Source organism: Comamonas sp. MYb396, from assembly GCF_037479555.1.
GTDB lineage: Bacteria > Pseudomonadota > Gammaproteobacteria > Burkholderiales > Burkholderiaceae_C > Comamonas.
In genome coordinates this window covers 101097-121291 of the sequence record NZ_JBBGYU010000001.1, presented here as the reverse complement: position 1 = coordinate 121291, position 20195 = coordinate 101097, and the positions used below count along the sequence as shown (strand labels likewise).

The 20195-nt window shown below is 59.0% G+C and carries 32 protein-coding genes; 20 read left to right on the top strand and 12 right to left on the bottom strand.

Going from position 1 to position 20195, the window contains the following annotated elements:
- Positions 1–45: 45 nt before the first annotated feature.
- The 10 genes from WH265_RS00630 to WH265_RS00585 form a co-directional block, all read right to left on the bottom strand.
- Positions 46–711 (bottom strand): hypothetical protein, encoded by a 666-nt coding sequence (locus WH265_RS00630; protein WP_339557013.1) that lies wholly within the window; start codon positions 709–711, stop codon positions 46–48.
- Positions 704–1519: a hypothetical protein gene (locus WH265_RS00625; protein WP_339557012.1), complete on the bottom strand. Its 816-nt coding sequence runs from the start codon at positions 1517–1519 to the stop codon at positions 704–706. The genes WH265_RS00630 and WH265_RS00625 overlap by 8 nt, the downstream gene beginning before the upstream one ends.
- Before the next feature lie 9 nt (positions 1520–1528).
- Positions 1529–2599 (bottom strand): hypothetical protein, encoded by a 1071-nt coding sequence (locus tag WH265_RS00620; RefSeq protein WP_339557011.1) that lies wholly within the window; start codon positions 2597–2599, stop codon positions 1529–1531.
- Positions 2600–2703: 104 nt separating this feature from the next.
- Positions 2704–2856 (bottom strand): hypothetical protein, encoded by a 153-nt coding sequence (locus WH265_RS00615; protein WP_339557010.1) that lies wholly within the window; start codon positions 2854–2856, stop codon positions 2704–2706.
- Positions 2853–3311, bottom strand: a complete 459-nt coding sequence (locus WH265_RS00610; protein ID WP_339557009.1) for a phage protein NinX family protein — start codon at positions 3309–3311, stop codon at positions 2853–2855. Before WH265_RS00610 ends, WH265_RS00615 begins: the two co-directional genes overlap by 4 nt.
- Positions 3312–3675: 364 nt before the next feature.
- The gene (locus WH265_RS00605; protein WP_339557008.1) at positions 3676–3921 is read right to left on the bottom strand and encodes a hypothetical protein; all 246 of its coding nucleotides are present in this window, start codon (positions 3919–3921) and stop codon (positions 3676–3678) included.
- A 1-nt stretch (position 3922) separates the two neighbouring features.
- Positions 3923–4186 carry a hypothetical protein gene (locus WH265_RS00600; protein WP_339557007.1) on the bottom strand — a complete coding sequence of 88 codons (264 nt, stop codon included), beginning with the start codon at positions 4184–4186 and terminating at the stop codon, positions 3923–3925.
- 247 nt (positions 4187–4433) lie between these two features.
- Positions 4434–4676: a hypothetical protein gene (locus WH265_RS00595; RefSeq protein ID WP_339557006.1), complete on the bottom strand. Its 243-nt coding sequence runs from the start codon at positions 4674–4676 to the stop codon at positions 4434–4436.
- Positions 4673–5032, bottom strand: a complete 360-nt coding sequence (locus WH265_RS00590; RefSeq protein ID WP_339557005.1) for a hypothetical protein — start codon at positions 5030–5032, stop codon at positions 4673–4675. The genes WH265_RS00595 and WH265_RS00590 overlap by 4 nt, the downstream gene beginning before the upstream one ends.
- A 154-nt stretch (positions 5033–5186) precedes the next feature.
- Positions 5187–5375, bottom strand: coding sequence for a YlcI/YnfO family protein (locus WH265_RS00585; RefSeq protein WP_339557004.1), 189 nt, complete (start codon positions 5373–5375; stop codon positions 5187–5189).
- 1252 nt (positions 5376–6627) lie between these two features.
- Here WH265_RS00585 and WH265_RS24200 point away from each other — a divergent pair.
- Together WH265_RS24200 and WH265_RS00580 are read left to right on the top strand one after the other, a co-directional pair.
- Positions 6628–6921: a helix-turn-helix transcriptional regulator gene (locus WH265_RS24200; protein ID WP_445228470.1), complete on the top strand. Its 294-nt coding sequence runs from the start codon at positions 6628–6630 to the stop codon at positions 6919–6921.
- Positions 6918–7190: a hypothetical protein gene (locus WH265_RS00580; RefSeq protein WP_339557003.1), complete on the top strand. Its 273-nt coding sequence runs from the start codon at positions 6918–6920 to the stop codon at positions 7188–7190. The genes WH265_RS24200 and WH265_RS00580 overlap by 4 nt, the downstream gene beginning before the upstream one ends.
- A 13-nt stretch (positions 7191–7203) precedes the next feature.
- Here the strand turns inward: WH265_RS00580 and WH265_RS00575 are convergent, their stop codons facing one another.
- Positions 7204–7686 (bottom strand): helix-turn-helix domain-containing protein, encoded by a 483-nt coding sequence (locus WH265_RS00575; protein WP_339557002.1) that lies wholly within the window; start codon positions 7684–7686, stop codon positions 7204–7206.
- 72 nt (positions 7687–7758) lie between these two features.
- On the opposite strand from WH265_RS00575, the gene WH265_RS24195 reads away from it, so the two are divergent.
- The 13 genes from WH265_RS24195 (at position 7759) to WH265_RS00515 (ending at position 14077) form a co-directional block, all read left to right on the top strand.
- A complete protein-coding gene (locus WH265_RS24195; RefSeq protein ID WP_445228469.1) occupies positions 7759–7983 on the top strand; it encodes a Cro/CI family transcriptional regulator in 225 nt (74 codons plus the stop codon).
- Entirely contained in the window at positions 7980–8249 is a 270-nt protein-coding gene (locus WH265_RS00570) for a hypothetical protein (RefSeq protein ID WP_339557001.1), read from the top strand. Before WH265_RS24195 ends, WH265_RS00570 begins: the two co-directional genes overlap by 4 nt.
- A gap of 119 nt (positions 8250–8368) precedes the next feature.
- Positions 8369–8638 (top strand): hypothetical protein, encoded by a 270-nt coding sequence (locus WH265_RS00565; RefSeq protein WP_339557000.1) that lies wholly within the window; start codon positions 8369–8371, stop codon positions 8636–8638.
- Complete coding sequence (locus WH265_RS00560) at positions 8631–8909, top strand: hypothetical protein (RefSeq protein WP_339556999.1); 279 nt, start codon at positions 8631–8633, stop codon at positions 8907–8909. The genes WH265_RS00565 and WH265_RS00560 overlap by 8 nt, the downstream gene beginning before the upstream one ends.
- Positions 8906–9151 (top strand): hypothetical protein, encoded by a 246-nt coding sequence (locus tag WH265_RS00555; protein ID WP_339556998.1) that lies wholly within the window; start codon positions 8906–8908, stop codon positions 9149–9151. The genes WH265_RS00560 and WH265_RS00555 overlap by 4 nt, the downstream gene beginning before the upstream one ends.
- Positions 9151–9918 carry a hypothetical protein gene (locus WH265_RS00550; protein WP_339556997.1) on the top strand — a complete coding sequence of 256 codons (768 nt, stop codon included), beginning with the start codon at positions 9151–9153 and terminating at the stop codon, positions 9916–9918. The genes WH265_RS00555 and WH265_RS00550 overlap by 1 nt, the downstream gene beginning before the upstream one ends.
- Positions 9915–11294, top strand: a complete 1380-nt coding sequence (locus WH265_RS00545; protein ID WP_339556996.1) for a replicative DNA helicase — start codon at positions 9915–9917, stop codon at positions 11292–11294. Before WH265_RS00550 ends, WH265_RS00545 begins: the two co-directional genes overlap by 4 nt.
- Positions 11294–11551: a hypothetical protein gene (locus WH265_RS00540; RefSeq protein WP_339556995.1), complete on the top strand. Its 258-nt coding sequence runs from the start codon at positions 11294–11296 to the stop codon at positions 11549–11551. Before WH265_RS00545 ends, WH265_RS00540 begins: the two co-directional genes overlap by 1 nt.
- A 503-nt stretch (positions 11552–12054) precedes the next feature.
- A complete protein-coding gene (locus WH265_RS00535) occupies positions 12055–12186 on the top strand; it encodes a hypothetical protein (RefSeq protein WP_339556994.1) in 132 nt (43 codons plus the stop codon).
- Positions 12183–12632, top strand: a complete 450-nt coding sequence (locus WH265_RS00530; RefSeq protein ID WP_339556993.1) for a hypothetical protein — start codon at positions 12183–12185, stop codon at positions 12630–12632. The genes WH265_RS00535 and WH265_RS00530 overlap by 4 nt, the downstream gene beginning before the upstream one ends.
- Positions 12625–13125 (top strand): hypothetical protein, encoded by a 501-nt coding sequence (locus WH265_RS00525; protein WP_339556992.1) that lies wholly within the window; start codon positions 12625–12627, stop codon positions 13123–13125. The genes WH265_RS00530 and WH265_RS00525 overlap by 8 nt, the downstream gene beginning before the upstream one ends.
- Positions 13122–13595, top strand: coding sequence for a hypothetical protein (locus tag WH265_RS00520; protein WP_339556991.1), 474 nt, complete (start codon positions 13122–13124; stop codon positions 13593–13595). The genes WH265_RS00525 and WH265_RS00520 overlap by 4 nt, the downstream gene beginning before the upstream one ends.
- Positions 13592–14077 (top strand): hypothetical protein, encoded by a 486-nt coding sequence (locus tag WH265_RS00515; RefSeq protein WP_339556990.1) that lies wholly within the window; start codon positions 13592–13594, stop codon positions 14075–14077. Before WH265_RS00520 ends, WH265_RS00515 begins: the two co-directional genes overlap by 4 nt.
- A 1-nt stretch (position 14078) precedes the next feature.
- Here the strand turns inward: WH265_RS00515 and WH265_RS00510 are convergent, their stop codons facing one another.
- Positions 14079–14810: a hypothetical protein gene (locus tag WH265_RS00510; RefSeq protein WP_339556989.1), complete on the bottom strand. Its 732-nt coding sequence runs from the start codon at positions 14808–14810 to the stop codon at positions 14079–14081.
- 88 nt (positions 14811–14898) lie between these two features.
- Between WH265_RS00510 and WH265_RS00505 the strand changes: the two genes are divergently transcribed.
- From WH265_RS00505 to WH265_RS00485, 5 genes are read left to right on the top strand one after another with little or no spacing between them, the layout of a single operon-like run.
- Complete coding sequence (locus WH265_RS00505) at positions 14899–15492, top strand: terminase small subunit-like protein (RefSeq protein WP_339556988.1); 594 nt, start codon at positions 14899–14901, stop codon at positions 15490–15492.
- Complete coding sequence (locus WH265_RS00500; RefSeq protein WP_339556987.1) at positions 15489–16784, top strand: PBSX family phage terminase large subunit; 1296 nt, start codon at positions 15489–15491, stop codon at positions 16782–16784. The genes WH265_RS00505 and WH265_RS00500 overlap by 4 nt, the downstream gene beginning before the upstream one ends.
- 1 nt (position 16785) lies before the next feature.
- Positions 16786–18972 carry a portal protein gene (locus tag WH265_RS00495; protein WP_339556986.1) on the top strand — a complete coding sequence of 729 codons (2187 nt, stop codon included), beginning with the start codon at positions 16786–16788 and terminating at the stop codon, positions 18970–18972.
- 32 nt (positions 18973–19004) lie between these two features.
- Entirely contained in the window at positions 19005–19247 is a 243-nt protein-coding gene (locus tag WH265_RS00490; RefSeq protein ID WP_339556985.1) for a hypothetical protein, read from the top strand.
- A gap of 35 nt (positions 19248–19282) precedes the next feature.
- The gene (locus tag WH265_RS00485; protein WP_339556984.1) at positions 19283–20188 is read left to right on the top strand and encodes a hypothetical protein; all 906 of its coding nucleotides are present in this window, start codon (positions 19283–19285) and stop codon (positions 20186–20188) included.
- The last annotated feature ends 7 nt before the right edge of the window (positions 20189–20195 follow it).

Sequence of the window (20195 nt, the reverse complement as noted above, 5' to 3'; positions counted from 1 at the left end):
ATAGGCCTTTCAAAAATACCCGCCGCCCGACGCGGCAGGTGTTGGTTAAGCAGGTTCCAGCTCTCGCGCTACAACGTGCGTTTGGTCAAATTCCTTGATTGCTTCGCGGTAGTAGTCGCGGGCCGCTTCCACTTTTTCCTTGATGGCGCGCTCCTTTGCAAAATCACGCTCAAGTACCCAGGATGTCAGCCGGTGGTGCTCCGCAATGTGGCTCACGATGTGCATCTGCAGTGGCTCGTAGCCAATCAAGCGCTCCGGGGTGTCCACCAGTGCATAGTTGACCTCCCATTCGTCAGCGTCCCACAGCATCATGTAGCCGCGCATCTGCCATTCGTAGATGCGGTCTTCGCAGTCCTTTACCCAGCCGGGAAACGTCTTGGCGGACCACGATGATTTGAGGTCGTGCCCTCGTTTGCGCTCAGCGTCGTAAAGATCGCATTCGCCAGTAATCAGGCCATTGCTGCGGCGCTCACTGTTCTTGGTAAGCGCTAGACCTCGCACGCGGTTCAGGAGGGCGATGGATTCGTTCTCCACTTCCAGACCCTTTTCGGTTTCTTTGCTGGAGAATTCGAAGTCAATCCCGAAAATCTCCTGCTGGGCCAATTCCCGGATGTACGTCTTGGCTCCGACCGACAGAATGCCCTCAGCCTTGGTCTTGGGCTCGGTCATGATCTTGCCTAGGCTTGAGCACCGGATGAGGATTTCACGCATTTTCAGACTCCTTTAGTTCAGCGCCTCGCTTTTGCACTGCGGTGGCGAATGCTGAGTAGCCGTCTTTATCCCGGCTGGACTGGAAGACTTTGACGCCTTCCTTCATGATCGCGCCGACTTCATCGCGGGTTTTGGCAGCGGCCACCTTGGCAATCCACTCATCCCGGATCATCTGGATTTGAGTCTGCCGCTCATCCTCTGCAAGGTGCTTGACCAGCTCTGCGTCCAAGTCTTCCAGGTCTTGGCTGAACATGTCAGATGCAGCTGTGACGTTTAACACCATCGCGATCTTCGCCCGTTTGCAGGCCATCTTGAGGACGGTGTTTGCGAGGTCGGCCGGTTCGGTGCGAACCTGCTGCACGGTATAGTGCCCGCCTTGTTTTCGTCCGAACTTCAAGCGGCGATGCGTTTCAGGGGTGATGTCGAACTCTTCCTTGCATACTGCCTTGCGCCACCGGTATTTCTCCTCATCGGTAGAGCACTCGCCCAGCCCAGAGCCCAGCGGAATACCTGTGGTTTGGTGCTCGCCAACGCAGTTCACGCGGTAGCGGATCACGCCGTTGGATGACAAGTCTGTCACTTCATACTTGTCCGCGATGCGGAAAGTCATGCACAGCACCTCGGCGCCGGACTTGAGCAGGGTGGGCTTTTCTCCAGCGCCGGGGATGGCCCCGTAGTGCACATTCGGCTTCATCACAGCCTGCATAACCTGCTGCACAGTTTTCGCGTGTGCAACGACTTCTGCAGTAGGGTTCGCGCTTCGGGCGGGAACCATGCTGACTGCTTCAACTTCAACTACAGCGTTCATGGCTTACTTTCAGTAGGCAATCGAAACTGCCGGGATGGATTTCTTGGCAATGAGGGTGACTGCCAGCTTGGCGCACTCTTCGGTCATGCCACCTTGCACGAAGGCTTCCAGGGCGGCGCGGTTGATGGCGGTCTTGTGGGCCTTGTCGCGTTCACGGCGCTTGGCCTCCGCAGCTTCGGCTGCCGCTTGGGCTGCTACGCGGCGCTGCTCTTCTTCAACAGCCGCTGCGGCCCGGCGCTCTGCATCAGCCTTGGCCTGCTGCTCGCGCTGTACAGCCTCGGCTTTCTCACGCTCTGCACGCTCGGCGGCCAGCTTCAATTCCAGCTCGCGGCGTTCGGCTGCAGCCTTGGTTTCTTGCTCGCGCCGAATTACAGCTTCTCGCTCGGCCTGGGCCTTGGCCTCGGCTTCACGCTGGGCGCGTTCTGCTGCTTCGCGGGCAATGCGTTCTTCACGCTCCTTTTGATCGCGGGCGGCTGCTTCGGCGCGGAGGCGGGCGAGTTCGGCCTGCTCGGCTTCGTGCTTCTCCCGGGCCGCGATGGCTGCATTCAAAGCTTCCAGCGCCTTTGCTTTCGCTCGGTGCGCCTCTGCCTCGAATTCTTCGAGGTGATCGCCGATGGCAATGGCCTCTATCTCTGCGAGGCGCTGCTTGAGCGTCTCAGCATCAACACCCTCGAAACCCTGTCCAAAGAATTGGATGCGATTGATGCAGCTTTGGTGCTCTTGCTTTCGGGCTTCCTCGGCTTCCTCCCAAGCGGTCAGTGGGGCGCGCACTTCGTCTTTCCAGAGGTCAAGCAGATCGCGCATTCGCTTGCGTTCGGCATCGATCTTCTTTGGCACATCCTTGAGGTCGGCGACTAGGTCCTTGCCGATGTTGTCCAGCGCGGTCTTTCCCTTCGCCACCTTGTAGGCGATGGAAGCAATCGCGTCGCGGCCCTTCTTGGTGGTCACATCAGGCACAAAGGCGTCCAGCTCGGCCTTGATCTGGGCTAGGAATGGGTCCAGGCCCATGGGCGTGCTGTAGACCTGCAGCGCCGTCTCGCTGGGCGGCAACGCGATGAGGTCGGTGTTCTGTTCTTTCATAGTTCTTCCTCAGCTAGCCACAGCGCCCAGGCAGAGCGCGAGCAAAAGAAAAGCCGCTACAAAGAGCGGCTTGGGGGTGTAGTGGATGTACTTGATGGGTGGCACTACTTCTTCTCCTGCAGCGCTTGTAGGCGCCGGTACTTAGTAAAGGTCTTGCGGATGTCGGTTGCAACGGCCGGCACGTAGCGGCTGGGCTTCTGGCCTCGCTCGGGGCACAGTGCTCGGGTTGGCATGGTCAGCATGGGGGTGGTGGTCATGGACTCAGCTCCTGTGGAATGTCCACGGTGCCGCCCAGCTTGCTGGCCACGTAGCAGCGCATGGCAGCGGTGAGCAAGGTTGGTCCGTAGCAATCACGGGTCTCGGCAAGCCCGTTTTTGTCTCGGCCAGGGATAAGCGCTTGCCATCGGAATTGCTCGGCACGACCCTGCATGTGGTTTGTGCTGATGAGCTCGCGCTCGATGATTAAGCCCGCGATCTCCCAGGTCGAGCTCGGCTCGTAGATCACATGGTCTTGGCGGAACGGGTTGTTTGGCACCAATTGGCAAACAACCCTGCCTCCCTCGAATCGAAAAGCTCGATATCCCTTGAAAGTGGAATCGAGCGTCATGGTGGGGAAATGCTCGTGAGCGTGCTTCCACGCCCCAGCCATCGCCACAGCGTAGTCGAGCGCTGCGCCGGTCAAGTCGGCAGTCTTAATGGTGGTCGTTGTCATGCTGGCCTCACCACAAGCCCGCCAACGGGCCCAGAGAACAAAGAAAAAGCCGCATCAGTTGCGGCTTGGCGAGGGGGGAAGGGGAGGCTCACCACGGAGCCTAGCTTGTAGATGAACATGGGGGCTCCTGTTCCACTTTGATCGACTGAACGGCGTACTCATACTGGCGGAGCGAGTTAACTCCCCGCGTCTCTTGGTATGCCCTTGCCGACTTCCTTGTGGAAAATAGCTTGTAGACATGCCACTCGGACCAAGTCACTCTTCGGCGGCGAAATACTGCATAGACACGCATGTCAAACCCCCTGCCAGTCGTCGGCGAACAGGCCTTCGTGCTTGGTGTCGTTGATCGAGATGGAGTAGCGCTTCATTTGGCCTCCCGGGCTCGGAGCATGGCGTCGGCAACTTCGTAGGCTCGCTCAGCTGCATCGACGCAGGTTCCTTTGCGTTCCGGGTTCGCATACATGCCCTGCACGGCCGCCGAGGCGAAGTAGTCGCGCAGCGTCATGCCCTCAGCGAGTCGCTTAGCCACCGATTCATGGCCCGGCTTGCTGGCAATGAATGGGTCGCAGGGGGAGGCGGGTCCGCCGTTTGGCAAAGAATCTGGATTCATCTCACACCTCCTTGTGTTTGGCGAGAGCGGCGCGGGCGTCGTGTAGCGCCTCGCCATAAGCAGTCACCTCATTTGCGGCCAACCACTGTTCAATGCGATACCGCATTTCACGATACCCCTCCAGCAGCTCCCGAGGGCTCAGGCCGCACTCGTGGTGGACGGTGCCTGCTTCGGCGATTAGGGTGGCATCGGGCAGCTCAGCGCCCGGCTGTTCGCGTGTCGAAATGCGCGCAATCACCTGGTCGGCGTCATTCCAGATTTGCATTAGCTCTGACCCTGGCAGCGTAACGACCCGCCACTTAGTTGCACTCGTCATCTTCAATCCCCTCGATCTTGAATTCCCATGCGCTCAGCTGGCCAGAAGTGGGCAGGAGCAGGGCATGAAAGGCTGTAGTTGATGTGCAGGTGAGCGGCTCAAAGTCTTCGTCGCCTGGGCGCTTTGCGCCGATGCGGTAGCCGTCTGCCAGGGCCCGGAGGTAAGGGGGCGTTCGTGTGTTCTTGGAGCATGGCTATTACTCCTCGGCCTGGTCGCAGGCCCTGCGCAGCTCGTCGCCGCCGCCAGGGATGAGCTGGTCGAACTTGCCGGCCTCGGCCAGGACCTTCTCGATCAGGGCATCGATCTTTCCCTGCAGACACTCGACTTCTTCCTGCACACTGGGAGGGGGCTGTAGGCGCAAGTAGCTGTCCGGCTCGCCGCGGGCGTCATGCCGATGCTGGGCCTCTGCCAAGCGTTCCATGTTGGACAAGTCACTCATGGTGCTTCTCCTTTGCGAATCTCCATGATTTCGACCCTGGTCCACCCAGCCTTCTCTGCAAGCTCGGCGCACTGAGCGGCAGCGTCATGGATCGAATAAGGCTTGCTGCGCACAGCCTTCCGCCGCGCCTTCTGCATCCACTCAAGCGGATTGAAGTCAAGGATTGTTTTTCCAGCGGCCCTGGCTTCAAATGACTTCTTCTTATGCTCTTGCTCCGCGTCCTCAACTGCGCCAGGCGGAAGGCCCACGACGCGCCACCCCTTGTGATACGGATCAAGGTCAACAGCCTTGGATTTCGACTTGGCTACAGGCGCAGTGCTTACTGCCTGACCAAGGTAGTTCACGAAAGTAAGCATTGAAGCCTCCAATATAAAAAACCGCCCGGAGGCGGCGAAGCCAGCGTGGTAGCGCTGGAGTGTGTTTAGTGAGTATCCAAGGCATCAAATGGGCTGAATTGATGCCTTTGGGTTGCTTAGGTGGCTGCCTTGTGGATGACCCCGGTCGAGCGATTCAATTGAGCACCGAGGGGCGCCAATCTTCCTTTTCTTGCGCCTCATCTGCCTTGCGCCTCAGCTCAGCCTCCATGAGGCGGACAACCCAGCCATTGAGGCTGACATACTCTCGTTTGGCTTGAGCCTTGGCAGCGGCCTGTATGTGCGCTGGCACTCGCAGGGTGAAAGTCACAGATTCATCGTCCATGCGTCTCTCCATAAAGCAAAAAGCGCCTCGGTTGAAGCGCCTTGTGTTTTCCCTCTGATGTCGCCCAGAGGGGTGCGCCGATTGCTGGATGAATAAAAAAAAGCCACCGGTTAGGGTGGCCCAAATGCCCGCAGGGTAACGGGCGGGAGGGATTTGTTGTGGCATGCACTTTTTAAGTGATGCCAATGACTTGCGATGATCCTAGGCAACATGAAGTGCTGAATTTTGTCTCCTATGTGAAGCGCTGTGTAACATTTCGCTACAAGGCTGATCCAAATCAATAGCAGTCTCAGCAAGGCAACTTTTGATTTGCCCCTCGTGAGAAGGGCCCGGCAGCACGTCCTTGGCTATGTACAACCCGCGTCACTACTGCGGGCGTGTGCTGCTGCTGGCATCGACCAGCTATCCTGATTGACCGCTCAGGGCGCGAGTGATGCTTGTTTTGATCTAGCCCAGCTGGGCCAACTGGTGCGCAGGTATTGGTTCAAGCGCTCCCTACCTTTTTGTTCTGCCGGTAGATCACAGGGGCAGGTCTTTCGACTGTTCATCCTTCGGTCTGATGTGATTGGGAGAGGCGGGCAGGGCGCTACTCCTGCAAGGTGTTTCGACTTCACGCCATCCTGTGGCGTAGAGCGGTCTGCGGCCCCCTACCTACCTTCATGGCTTGGATTTCTGAGGTGCCATTCATTCCTCTTTGCGTGTCTCCGTCGCACCACGCCGCCGCCTCTCCAAATCACACCAGGAGAGCTACAGAGAGATGCGGGCAGGACGCTACTCCTGCTGTGCGTAAGCCGTGCCCGAAGGGTGCATCCTCGCCAGAACACAGTCCCCAGGAATCACTGCTGCGTGTCTGCTTTCCACGCCGCCGCATCTCTCTGTAGCCCTCGTTTTTTAAAGAAGGGGAGTTAGCTCGATCACTTCACACCCATCGCCTGGTGCAACTAGCTGCGCTCCACTGGAGCTAGACCTTCCTCTTGCATCGAGTCGGTTCAGGGGACGGTTCGCTACCCCTTTGGTCGTTTCGCGTTCGTTGCTGCGATAGGTGAATTATCAGAATTCCGAATCTAGTTGTCAATCAGTTTTCCGAATTATTTTCAGAAAATTCGTTTCTTGTAGCGCTGGGTCGCGTCCCATCAAGGGTTGCGGGCGAAGCAATTTAAATTTGCGCAAACCACGATTGCGGCAGTGTCAAATTGCGGTTGCGTTACGCAAAGTACTGTGTAACACTGTATGTGCATACAGTATTTTAATCATGAGCACAGAACAAAAAAAGCTACTTGGAAGCAGGCTCAAAGCAGCAAGGACAGAGGCCGATGTGTCACAGGACTTCGCTGCTGAGACTCTGGGTGTGACGCGACAGTCAGTGTCTGCGTGGGAGAGGGGCGCGAGCAGCCCGTCTGCGATTCAGCTAGGCCAGCTAGCTGCGATGTACTGCACTTGCGCGCACAAGTTGTTGTTTGGTGAACCATTCCAACCAGTGCAGCTAAGCGGCCTCCTGCGAGGCGGGAGATTCGATTTCAAGAAAACAGTGAGAGGACCAGCATGACCGAAGCAGAGATCTTGGGGAAAATTCGCGCTAGTGATCTGCCGCAGCCGAAACCGCGCGATGTAGGCGCCTTCTACGCGGCCTGGTTGGCTACTGTTTACGGGCGCTTGACGCCGGAGCAGCAAGAGCAGGCCATCCAGTTAGGCGGCGTCATCCATAAACGGACATTGCGAATGGTGCCTGTTCTTGGCTCGGTAGGGGACGACGGAGAAATTACAGGCTTGAACTTGGGACATGACGGAGCCCTTGGTACTAAGCCTGTCTTCTAGCCAGCGAAATAGATCAACCCGAGTGCGGCACGCTGGTCTTCTTGGTGGAGCGCTTTGCCGCAGCTGGGACTTTGGAAGGGGGGTGCGCGCTTGGCTTGACGGCGTTGAACGGGTCAGCCGCAGTGGCTTTCTTCACTGTTTTGCTGTTGTTATGGGCGTCGTTCATGTCGATCAGCAATGCATCACGCTGAGCATCGCTTGCCAGCCCTCTAAACAACATGACAAGTTGCGCCTCCAGCCCTGAGAGCTGCGCAAAGCTTGTAGCTTCTGGCGCTCCCTCGCCCCAGAGCAGGTATTCCGGCCGCAGCCCCAACTCGCGGCAGATCTTGATAAAGGCGCCGGCCCGAGGCTCGGCCGAGCGCCCTTTGATCAGCTCGTTCAGAGCTGGTTGACCAATCCCAACGGCAACGGCTAACTCCTTTTGAGTCTTGCCGCGATGCTTCAGCCACCAGTCGAGGCGATCACCGAAAGAATCGAAGTGAGGGATTGAGGTCATGCAGCAATGATCCACTGAGAAAAATTCGGTTTTCTGATTGACAGGCAAATTCGGATTGCTGATAATTGGCGCATGAAGCCAAGTGATCTCATATCTTTTTTCCGAACTGCAACTGGTGTAGCTCGTGCACTTGGTTGCGCACAGTCGACTGTGTCGGAGTGGGTTGCAAGCGACCAGATTCCAGAAGGCCGCCAGTATCAGGCGCAACTGGCCACGAATGGACGGCTCAAAGCTGACCAGCCCGCACTTCGCAACACGGTTAGGCCTCGCCTCTCAAAACGCAAGGAGGCTGCATGACCGCGTCACGCCTCCCATTGCCTATGGCATATGCAGACCCTGCATTTGAGGCCTGCATCGCAGTGGCCCTGGACACCCCAGAACTCATCACGCAGTTTGACCGCCTGTATGGCGCGCGCCTGATGAGCGGAAAGCCAAGCAAGGCTGACATGCGCGGCTTTGTGGGTTTCGTCCATCGCTGCCTGTACCTGGCTGTCTCGGACGAATGCATCCACTCCATGCGCATGAAGGCTGTCAGCTTTCCTCACGGCGCAACACCACCCTGACGCCGCACACGCCGCGCCATAGCACGCCGAGCAGCACCACTCACAGGTAGCTCAGCCCCCGACACCTCTAACCGAAACACCGGCCGGGCCACACCGGCACTGTCTACCAGGATCAAGCAATGACAGACCATTCCGAAACTCCGATGTTCGCCCGGGCCCGCAACGAGGCTCGCGAAGACACCGAGCTGCGCCTTGACATTCCCAAGTGGGTCATGGGCGTCATTGATGCCGAGGGCATCGTCCGTGGCAGCGCCTCCAGCCGCAAAGAGGTGGTCAACGAAATCTTGTCTGTGTGGGCAGAGCGAAAGGTCCATGACGCAACTGTAGTGCTGCGCCTTGCAAATGTGAATCCGGCGCCTGTGGATTCGAAGGCTGGCAGCCATGGCTAAGCAATCCGACCTCTTCGGCCAAGCGCCACGCTCTTTCGAGAACGATGCCTACGGCTTCCTGATCGCTTTTGTGAAGCGCGCCACGGGTCCGTTCTGCTCCGAAGACGTGACGCTTGCTGCAGTTGCCCAAGGCATTGCGCCGGCCGACATGCGTAGCTGGGGATCGATCTTCACCCAGGCCGCACGCGATGGCTATATCCGCCGCTCCAAGACCGCGTTTCGCCGCGTCATGGGCAACAACACTTTGACTTTGGGATGGGAGCGGGCATGAGCGCCAACCAGACACCCACAGTCGATCGCATCGTCCAAGAAGTTGCGGATGAGGCCAACGAGCTGCGCATCAAGGCTCATGGTCTTCTCTTGCAGGCCGCGATGCTCGACCACGATCGCACTGGAGATGAAGCCTACCGCCGCGAAGCCCAGTTCTGTTTGAACGTCATGAAGGCAGGCATCTCGTTGCGATCGGCAGAGAAAAGGGCGGCCATGTCTGCCCAGATTGATAGGGGGCTGTAATGGCAAACCAATGGTTCCGCATGTACGCGGAGTTTGCAACAGACCCTAAGGTCCAAATGATGGCTGAAGCTTTGCAGCGTCGTTTGCTCATGCTTTTGTGCATGCGTTGCGGTAACGACCTTGTAACGTTACATGACGAAGAAGTAGCGTTTCAGCTGCGAATCAGTAACGCGGAATGGGTTGAAACCAAGGCTGTTTTTGTCGGCAAGGGCTTCATCGATTCCAAGCTGAATTTGCTCAATTGGGAAAAGCGTCAATTCAAAAGTGATAGCAGCAAAGACCGTGTGGCTAAGCATCGCGCCAAGGCTAAGGCAAATGCGGTGGGTGATGTAACGTTACAGGAACGGCCGAGTAACGCTCTAGAACAGAACAGAACAGATACAGATATAGAAGCTAAAGCTTCTTTGTCGACAGCTGCGCTGCCCGACTGCCCACATGCCGAACTGATCGACCTCTTCGCTGCAAAGCTTCCGACCCTACCTCAACCCAAGTCCGAGATGTGGGGCGGTGCCCGCGCTAAAGCCTTGAAGGCCCGGTGGGTCTGGGTGCTGACGGCCAAGAAGCGCAGCGGCGAGCGCTACGCCACCGACAAGCAGTCCGCGATGGACTTCTTTGCCCGCTTCTTCGACTACGTCTCCGGCAGCGACTTCCTGTCCGGCCGCAACGGGCAATGGACGGGATGTGACCTGGCTTGGCTGGCCAACGAAACCAATTTCGCCAAGGTCATGCAGGGCAACTACGACAACAAAACGACGGAGGTGGCATGAACTTCGAACCACTCGATCAGCTGGCAAACCCAACTGAGCGCCTGAGCTCGATCCAAGTCGAGCAGCGGCTGCTGTCCATGTTCATGCTGCCCAACGTGAACCTGGAAGAAGTCGCCGCCGGCGTGACGGCGGAATCGTTCTACTTCGAGCCCAACAAGCACATTTTCTCGGCCATCCAGTCCTTTGCGATCGGCGGCGAAGGCTTCGAGCTGGGCGCGATGCTGGAAAAGCTCAAGGGTGTTGTCGATTTCGTTTACTTCAACGAGGTGGCTAGCTGCAACGACCATGGCACCTACGGCATCTCCCGGCTGGTCAAGCTGCTGTTGGACCTGCAGCGTGCTCGCCAGCTGTATAGCGCGAGTGAGCAAGTGTCCGCCCTGGCGTTCGAGGATGGATCGATTGACGATCGCATCGATCGGGCCCAGGCCGTGTTGTCCGGCCTTCAACAAAACGAGTCCATTGAGGATTGGGTTGATGCGTACACGGCCGCGATGGAGCACACCGCGCTCATTGAGCAGCGCGAGCGTGGCGAAATCGTGGGCATGGCCTCCGGGCTGAGCGATTTGGATGAGATGCTGGACGGCGGCTTTGTGCGTGGCAATCTGGTGGTGGTGGGCGCCCGCCCAGCCATGGGTAAGACCTCGTTCGCTATGTCGATCGGCCTGCACATGGCGTCGGAGTACCACACCGGCATGTTGTCCATGGAGATGCCGCATTCGGACCTGCGCGATCGTCAAACCGCCATCCTAGGCCGGATCTCGATCGGCAACATCAAGCGCCCCAAGAGGGGCCAGGGCCTGGACTGGGATGCGGTTGTCGACGGAGTGGAGCGCGCCCGCCACCTCAAGTGGTACGCCTCCGACAAGTCGGGCCTGAACATCCTGCAGGTGCGATCGATGGCACGCCGCTTGAAGCGATCGAAGGGCCTCGATGTCCTGATCGTGGACTACATCGGCCTGATGAGCGGCCTCGACCCTAAGCAGTCCCGCGCCTACCAGATCGAGGAGATCACACGCGGCTTGAAGTCCTTGGCCAAGGAGCTGGACATCGTTGTGGTGTGCCTGGCCCAGGTGAACCGAGGTGCCGCAGAGAAGCAAATGCAACCGCCGGGCCTGCATGAGCTGCGCGACTCCGGCGCGATCGAGCAGGACGCGGACGTTGTGATGTTCCTGCATCGCCCGATCGCCGCGAACCCAAGCCTTGATTCGCAATGGCAGAACTACGCGGTTTGCCGGGTCGCCAAGAATCGCCAGGGCCGCACCGGTGATGTGCACCTGTTCTTCCATGGCGAATCGACCCGCTTTGAGGCATGGGGTGGCTCGCCGCCGTCGCTCACCACCGCCGTAGCTGGCAAAACCTCCAGAGGATTCGATTGATGACCACGCAGAACCAAAACACGGACCTGACCAATCGCCAGCGTGAAGTCCTGGACTACATGCGCTGCTTCCTTCTGGAGAACGACCAGTTGCCGCCGATGCATGCCATCGCTGAGCACTTCGGCCACCGCTCTCCAAACAGCGCTCAGAACCACCTCAACGCCCTGGAGCGCAAAGGCTTCATCGAACGCAATGCAGTAGGCAAGTACAGGTTTGTTCGCGACCGCGTGTTGGCGGCTAATGAGGAGGCTAAATGATCAAGCTGCGCCAGACCATTGAATGCAAATGCACCAAGTGCGGAAACGTATGTCCTAAGGATGAGTTTCCACAGAGGTCCCCAAACAGGAGTCGCTCCAAGACCTGCATTCATTGCACACGCAGGTTGACAGCGGAGCGGAACAAGGCCTACCGGGAGCGGAACAAGGATGAGATCAACAAGCGCCTTGCGACACGCAGAGCTGCCAAGCGAGGACTACAAGCCCGGGAGGCCCAGTGACATGCACCCAATGCAACGCAATAGCCGTCCACCGGTGCGACCCAGCGACAAGGCCAATGTTCAACCCGGCATGCCTGTGGTGTGGCGCAAGGCAGATCCAGTACATCCAGCGCGTTCTGGCGATCAGCCGGGATGCCAAGGCCAAAGAGTGCAGGGGCGTGCTGGAGCGATGGATGGAGCTGGGGCACAGCGAGACGGAGCTGAGGAATCTAGCAAAGCAGGGTGCCTGGGCTGTGGCGCCTGCAAACACAAAGGGGTGAGGGGATGAAACCAAAACTGATCAAGAGCAACGGCATCTGGCACTGCGCCCTGGTGTCGGCACTGCGCGGGTTTGTGGGCCTGGGCAGCACGCCGGCGGCGGCATATTCGGATTGGCAGACGGGAGGCGCTCGATGACCGCTGCACCAGCGCCCAACTCCGTGACCCTGGGGATCGACCCCGGCGCAAACACCGGCATGGCCACCTTCGTCGCTGGCCAGCTGGTGTCCCTGGATACGGTCGAGCCTCAGCAAATCGAGCGCTTCATCCGCGCCAAGGGCCCCGCTCGGGTCATTTTCGAGGACAGCCGCCTGCAGTCGCACACCTGGACCAATGCGCCCAGCCGCGGTGCCGCCGCCAAGATGGCGCGCAACGTCGGCCAGATTGATGCCTGGTGCAACCTCATTACCGCCTTGTGCGCGGAGCTCGGCATCCCGGCCCACGGTATCAGCCCGGCGGGTAAGGGCAAGAAGCTGGACGCCGAGGCCTTCAAAAGCGTGACCGGCTGGGCTGGCAAGACCAACGAGCACGCCCGTGACGCGGCGATGGTGGCCTGGCCATATCGGGGAGCGCGCAATGGCTGAGCTGGCATTCCGCGCTGAGTGGCACACCGCCGACCAAGGCCGGGCAAACTGCCGGGGCGCTTTCCTGCCATGGGTGGGTGAGCAGCTAGCCGCCGGCCGCGCGCTGGTGATTGAGGCACGCCTCTGGGAGGACGCCAAGACCGACCGACAGCGCAAGTATTACCACGGCGTGGTGCTCAAGACCATCGCGCAGCAGGCGCGCCCGAATGGCCAGGGCTTCGAACTCAGGACCTGGAAAGAGCATTTCCGCGTGGACTTCCTTGGGCACAAGACCGTCACCACGGTGAACCCGATCACCGGCCGCAAGTCGCGCCGCCGCCAGCGCATCAGCACCGAAGACCTGGGCATCCGGGCTTACAGCAAGCTGATTGACCAGGTGCAGGCCTTCGCCGCCACCGAGTTGAAGGTGACTTTCCCGGCGAGCTTTGACCAGTGGGAAGCAGCCATTGCCCGCGGCGATGTGGATCCTGACACCGGGGAGATTCTGGGATGAAGCGCAGCGGATTCAAGTCCCGGACCTGGGCCCCAGCAGCCAAGGCTGTGCACCAGCCGTTGGCCAGCGCGCCGAACTACGCGCCCGCGACCGACGCAGCCGCACCGGTGGAAAAGGGCGAGTTCCTGCGCCATGAGGCATACCGCCGGACCGTGGCAAGCCTGCCATGCTGTGCTTGCGGCATCGTGGGGTACAGCCAGGCCGCCCACGCGAACCACGGCAAGGGCGCGGGGCTCAAGACCGACGACCGCACCTGCTTTGCACTGTGCTGTGACCGCCCAGGGGTGAAGGGATGCCATCCCAAGTTCGACCAGTACGAGCTTTACCCGAAGGCAACTGCCGCCCTGGTGGCCGAGGCCTGGGGCGCCGACACCCGCCGCAAGATCGAGATGAAGGGCCAATGGCCTGCAGATCTCCCGAAGTGGCCAACAGACCAAGTAGAAATTGAAACGAAACCGGAGGTTCTATGACTGAAAAACTGACAGAAGCCAAAGAGCGCACCGCAAAGGCCCGTGTCTACGAGGCAGTCTGGGAGCTCTACGACATGGAAGCCCCGATCACCCGTGATGCAGTCGTCCGCCAGACCGGCCTCAAGACTGTGACGGTTGATGAAGCCCTGAAGTCTCTCAAGCGGGATGACAAGATCATCAGCATCGAGCGAGGGCTTTACGCGCCGGCCGAAGAGCCTGAGCAGTCCGAGGCCGTGAGCGTCACCATTCTCCCCAGGGGCTACGCCAAGATAGAGAAGGGCGACCAAGTGATGTCGCTGACCCCAGGAGAGTGGCGGCGCCTTGCACCGTTGGCAGCTGGTGCCTCGGCCCAGGCCGCAATCGTGGAGCACAGCCACCTGACAATGCGCCTAGCCGACCAGATCGAGAAACTGAAACGCGAAGTAGCCGGGCTTAGGGGGCAGCTGCAGGTGGATGGGCGGCAGATGGCGATGGAGATGTGAGCTAATGAGAAGGCGGAGCAGACTTTTCTCGAATTGCTTTCAGTTTGGTCTCTAACTCTTTCTCTAGCTTTTTCTCTTTCATTATCTTGCCTTGTTCAATATTATCAAAGCCTCGCACAATCAGATAAATACCAGCGGTGAGGATTGCGATGAAATACTCAGGGTTTGCATTGTTGATGTTGGCGCCGTTAGCGAATGTTCTATACATGGCAATTAAAGTGCCGGCCGCGATTTCAGTGATTCCCCACAAAATTCTATATTTTCTCCGCACGAGATAAAGCACGCCTCCGACGCTAAGTGCGAAAATTCCCGTTAATGCTATAAATTTATTGGAGGGCTCGGCAGGAATTTTGGTGTACCAGTCAAAAAGTTTGAATCCAAGCGAGGTTATGGAAATGGAAATAGTCGTACAGATGAGCAGCCATATACCGTAGCCCTCCCAATTAATGCTTTTGTCATTTTTATCCTCTATGTATTGATAAATAAATGCTACGAGAGATGTTGATAATGACAGTGTAAAAAAGATCGACGCGGTTACGTATAAAGGCCGCCCCCATATTATTATTATTGAAATTAACCAAATTATTGCTATAGCTCCCTGAATGTATGGTATTGGGTCAACTCTATTCATGTAGGGTGGTACATAGCCTTCAGGCGCGCCAGGAATTGGGTCAAACTTCTTTTTAGCCATTTGTATTGAGAGAGTTGAACTAGCGATTTCTTCTTGGGTCATGCTGTGCGAACGAGCATTCATAAAGTAAGTATGCCATCGCCCCCTCGTAGGGTTCGACTCTTAGGCTCCATCCCTCAACACTGAGGGCATGGCAACACAAAAGCCAGGCGCCAAGCCTGCGACCTCCAAGAAATCTAGCACCAAGCCCGCTGCCAGGAAAAAGGTCGCGGGCGTTGTTGCGTCTGCCCGCCCACCCCATGCTCTAGACCGCTCGGTCATTGATACGGTCTTGGAGAAACTGGTAGAGGGCAACAGCCTGCGATCCATCTGCGCAGAGAAGGGGATGCCGGCCATGGCTACCTTCATGCGCTGGCTGGCAGAAGAGGGGGAAGAGGGCGACAAGCTCCGAGAGCGCTACGCGCACGCGCGCGAGGCCCAGGCGGAAACCATCGCTGAAGACATCCTGACCATTGCTGACGAAGAGTGCACGATGGTGAAGGCCAGCAAGCATGGCAGCAGCGATGACGGCGACGGTGAAACTGAGGTGATCTTCGACGCCACAGCCGTTGCCCGCAACCGTCTGCGCGTGGATGCCCGCAAGTGGTTGCTGTCCAAGCTGGTCCCGAAGAAGTACGGCGACAAGGTGCAGGCTGAGCACAGCGGGCCGGGCGGCGCGCCCATTGCCATCCAATCCACAGTGACGTTTGTTGAGGCACCTGCGCGCGAGGAAGGCGACGAATGAGCGCCCCTCTGTCCATCAACGTCCAGATCCCCGCCAAGCTCGCAGGCCTGTACAAGCCCTGCCGGTACAAGGTGATGAAGGGCGGCCGTGGTGGCGGCAAGTCCCATGGCGTGGCCGAAGTGCTGCTGGAGAAGGGCGCCCGCAACCCACTGCGTATCCTGTGTGCCCGGGAAATCCAGAAGTCCATGCGCGATTCCGTGCACCGACTGCTCAAGGACAAGATCGTCAAGCTGGGCCTGCAGGCGTTCTACGAGGTGCTCGACACCGAGATCCGGGGCGCCAATGGCACATTGATCGTATTTTCCGGCCTGCAGAGCCACACCGTGGACTCGATCAAGTCCTTTGAAGGTGTGGACCTGGTGTGGGTGGAAGAAGCCCACGGGGTGAGCAAGAAGTCATGGGACACCCTGACGCCAACCATCCGCAAGGACGGCAGTGAAATCTGGCTGACCCTGAATCCGGACATGGAGACGGACGAGACCTACCAGCGGTTCATCGCCACGCCGTCCCCGGACACCTGGGTTTGCGACATCAACTGGCGCGACAATCCCTGGTTTCCTGATGTGCTGAACGAGGAGCGCCTCAAAGCCAAGCGCTCCATGCTCAAGGAAGATTACGAGCATATCTGGGAAGGGAAGGCGCGTACGGTATCCGCTGGGGCTATCTACCGCTTTGAAATCGAAGCCTTATACCAAGATCAGCGGGTTGGCATGGTGCCTCATGACCCCCGTCTGCCAGTGCACACCGTGTGGGACTTGGGCTGGAACGACGCCATGACCATTGCCATGGTCCAGATCGGCGGAGCTCAGGATGTGCGAGTCATCGACTACATCGAAGACAGCCATCGCACGCTCGACTGGTACGTGGCCCAGCTCGACAAACGATCCTATCGCTGGGGATGGGACTACCTGCCGCACGACGGCAACACCGGCAATTTCCAGACTGGCCAGACCGCTGAGCAGAAGCTCAAGCAGCTCGGCCGGCGCCAAGTTAAGTGCAATCCAGCGCTAAGCGTAGAGGAGGGCATCAAGTCTGCCCGCCTGCTGTTCCCTCGCTGCTACTTCGACAGGAACAAGACCGCTCGGCTGCTGGAGTGCCTTAAGCGCTACCAACGCGCCGTCAACAGCAAAACCAATGAGCCCATGGGCCCGCTCCATGACGAATACAGCCACGGCGCGGACGCCTTCCGCTACCTGGCCATGTCCGCCGAGCACATGTACCGCAGCCAACAACAACGACCGATAGCCACAAGTGCAGCCTGGACCGCACACGATCCGGAAATGGGGTATTGAAATGCAAGCCACTACAGACGAAGCACAGCAATCCAGCGCGCACGACCGCCCCGACCCAATGGCCGACAGTGGCCGGGCATTCCTCAACACATTGCTGTCCAAGCGCAAAGAGGCTATCGCGGGTCGCAGCGGCTCGGGCATCGAGGAGGAATGGACCGAGGACGAGGAGCACTACCAAGGCATCGATGATGCCAACCGCGCCTTCCAGAACGCCAACCAGCTCTACGGCAGTCGCAAGACCGCCATTCTCAATGGGCGGAGTGCGAACAAGGCTGACGGTGCCCGGTCGGTGATCTTCATCAACATCACCCGCAGCTACACCGACGCCGCCAGTGCCCGGGTGGCTGACATGCTGTTGCCTATCGATGATCGTTGCTGGGAGATCAAGCCAACTCCCCTGCCGCAGCTTTCACCGACAAAGCTTGCACAGCTGGCCCAGCAGATGGGTGGTGTAGATCCCGGCCAGGTTCAGGACCAGCTACAAGCGCAGCAGGCTGAAGCCTTGGAATCTGCCAAGCGCATGCAGGACGCAATCGAGGACCCATTGGTCGAGTCCAACTGGCATGGAGAGGTGCGCCAGGTTATCGAGGATGCAGCTCGGGTAGGCTCCGGCGTACTCAAGGGGCCGTTCCCAGCGCTTCGGACTGTGCGTCTCACCCAGAAGGACCCATACACTGGGCTCACCGCGATGGTGAAGGTCGAGGAAATCCAGCCGGCCAGCAAGCGCATCGATCCATGGAACCTGTTCCCCGATCCATCGTGCGGAGAGAACATCCACCACGGCAGCTACACCTGGGAGCGCGAATGCATCAGTAAACGCCAGATCAAGGAGCTGCTGGCCGACGATAGCTATGACGCGCTCGCGCTTGCCGCCGCCCTCAAAGAGGGCCCCAGCCGTGTTCGTGAAGGCACTGAGGCGACCTACCGCCCGGGTGACGACGAGTACGAAATGTGGATCTTTTACGGGTACTGCGCTCGCGACCACCTCGCTGCCATCGGGGTGGAGTTGGAAGATGACGACGAAGATCGCGTGCCCACCATGGCCGTTCTCATAAATGATCGCTTGGTCAAGTGCGTGATGAGCCCTCAGGAGAACGGTGAGTTCCCTTATGACGTGCTCGCCTGGCAGCGCCGTCCCGGCATGCCTTGGGGTATGGGCATCAGCCGCCAGGTCCGGACGACCCAGCGCATGCTGAACGCAAGTGCCCGGGCCATGATGGACAACAGCGGCTTGTCTGCTGCCCCCCAAATCATCATCGGTAATGGCGTGACGCCGGCGGACGGCAACTATGTATTGCGGCCTGGCAAGGTCTGGCGTGCAGAAGCGGATGCAACGGTCACAGATGTACGTGGCGCCTTCAACGCGTTTGTGGTGCCGTCGGTGCAGAACGAGCTGATGAACATCATCAATTTCGCGCTCAAGATGGCCGAAGACACCACCGGCATGCCTGCCATGCTTCAAGGTATTCGCGGTGATGCGCCCAACACCCTTGGCGGCATGCAGATGCAGAACAACAACGCCACCAGCGTGCTGCGGCGCCTAGCCAAGCGGTTTGACGACTACATGACCGGGCCGCACATCCGCCGCTACTTTGACTGGATGATGCTCTACAACGAAGACGAGAGCCTCAAGGGTGATTTTGAGGTGGACGTGCGCGCATCCTCCGCCTTGGTGGAGCGTGATGCACAGCAGCAGTTCCTGATGTCCATGCTTCAGGCCGCTGCCAACCCAATCTACAAGCTCGACCCAGCCAAGCTGGCTGCAGAGCTGTGCAAGGGCCAGCGCCTCGACCCGCAAAACTTCCAGCTCGATGAGGCAGCAATGCAGGCACAGCAGCCGGCTCCTGATCCAACCTTGGAGGCTAAGGCCAATCTCATGCAGGCCCAGGCCCGCAAGGCGGATGCAGAGGCCACCAATGTCGGCATGGAGACCCTGTATAGCGGTGTTCAGACTGCGCAGGTCATTGCGGCCGTGCCTCAAGCGGCAGGACTGGCAGATGGCCTGGCCCGCTCTGTTGGCTTCGTGGATCAGGACCAGTCGCCGATCTACCCAGCGGCAGACACCAGCGAGATCCCGCCGATTGCGCCTGAGAACAACACCGATCCCATGCACCCGGGTAACCCCGTGAGCCCTGATATTGGCTTCCAGCAGGGTATCGAAACTCCAGGCCCGGATGGCGTCGTCTAGCTGAACCCCTTGCAGGGTTCGACGGCGACCCTATGGCCGCTGACACTCATTTCATGACAAAGCAGGAGATCGACTTTACTTCCCCGACGTGGAGATCTGTTCAGCAGTTCGCTGAGGAAAAGATTGCCACGCTGAGGTCGCAGAACGACTCTTTTGCGTTGGATGCAGCTGCAACCGCCGTAACGCGGGGGCAGATCGCAGCCTTCAAGTCGCTACTGGCTCTGGCTGAAAAGCCAGACCCGGAATTGATCGCCAACGTTGGTCCCTCTTACTGACCTTGGTGGAAGTGAATCTAAGGAGTGCATGACGCATGGATGAGCAGCAACAGGAGCTAGCAGCGTTTGAACGCGGCTTTGCTGAGGCTAGTGGTCTTGAGCCCCCCGCGCCGGTGACACCGGTTGCCGAGGCCCCTCAAGAGCCTGAGACCCAGCCCGAGCCGCAGGAGCCAGAACAGCCTGCTGAGGTTGTCCCAGAGCCAGAGGTGAAAGCAGAGGCCGCGCCTCCTGCAGAACCCGAGCAGCCGCAGGATGACCCAGAAGTGTTTGAAGGCTTCAAGCGCAGCGAACTAAAGCGCTTGGTGGAAAGCGCCTCCGAGGTGGAGTCGCTCAAGCTGCGACTGCGCAAGGCTGAGGGGAAGGTGGGCGAGCTTAATGGTCGCCTGCAGCAACAGCCCCCAGCCGCGCCAGTTCAGGCATCGCAACAGACCTCTGTGTCGGTTGAGGATTTGCCCGAGCTCAAGCAGCTTGAGCAGGACTACCCGGATGTGTATCGCGGCATCCAAGCGTTGATCAAGTCCCAGCAGTCGCAGCCACAGGCAGCCCCGCCCGTTGCGCCGCAAGAACCAGTGGCCACTGGTCAAGCGGAAGCGCCGGCCGAGCCCGACCGTGTGGCAATTGAGCTTGCTGTGATGGATCGCACTCACCAAGGGTGGCGTGAAAAAGTCCAGTCCCAGCCTTTTGGCTCGTGGCTGGCAGCCCAAGGGGATGAGGTGCGGCAGGCATTCCAGTCTGCGAGCACCGCTGAGGAATTGGCCAATGTGGTCAATGGCTTTGACAAGTGGACGAGTGGACGCCAAGCGGCAGCTGACAAGGCAGCCAAAGGCCAACAGCGTCTGCAGCGAGCCGTGACACCCACTGGCAGTGCTCAGCGCCCCCAGGCCGCGCCAACGGAACACGAAGCAATGGAAGCTGCGTTCAGGCGCACTTTGGGGCAGTAGCCCCGCA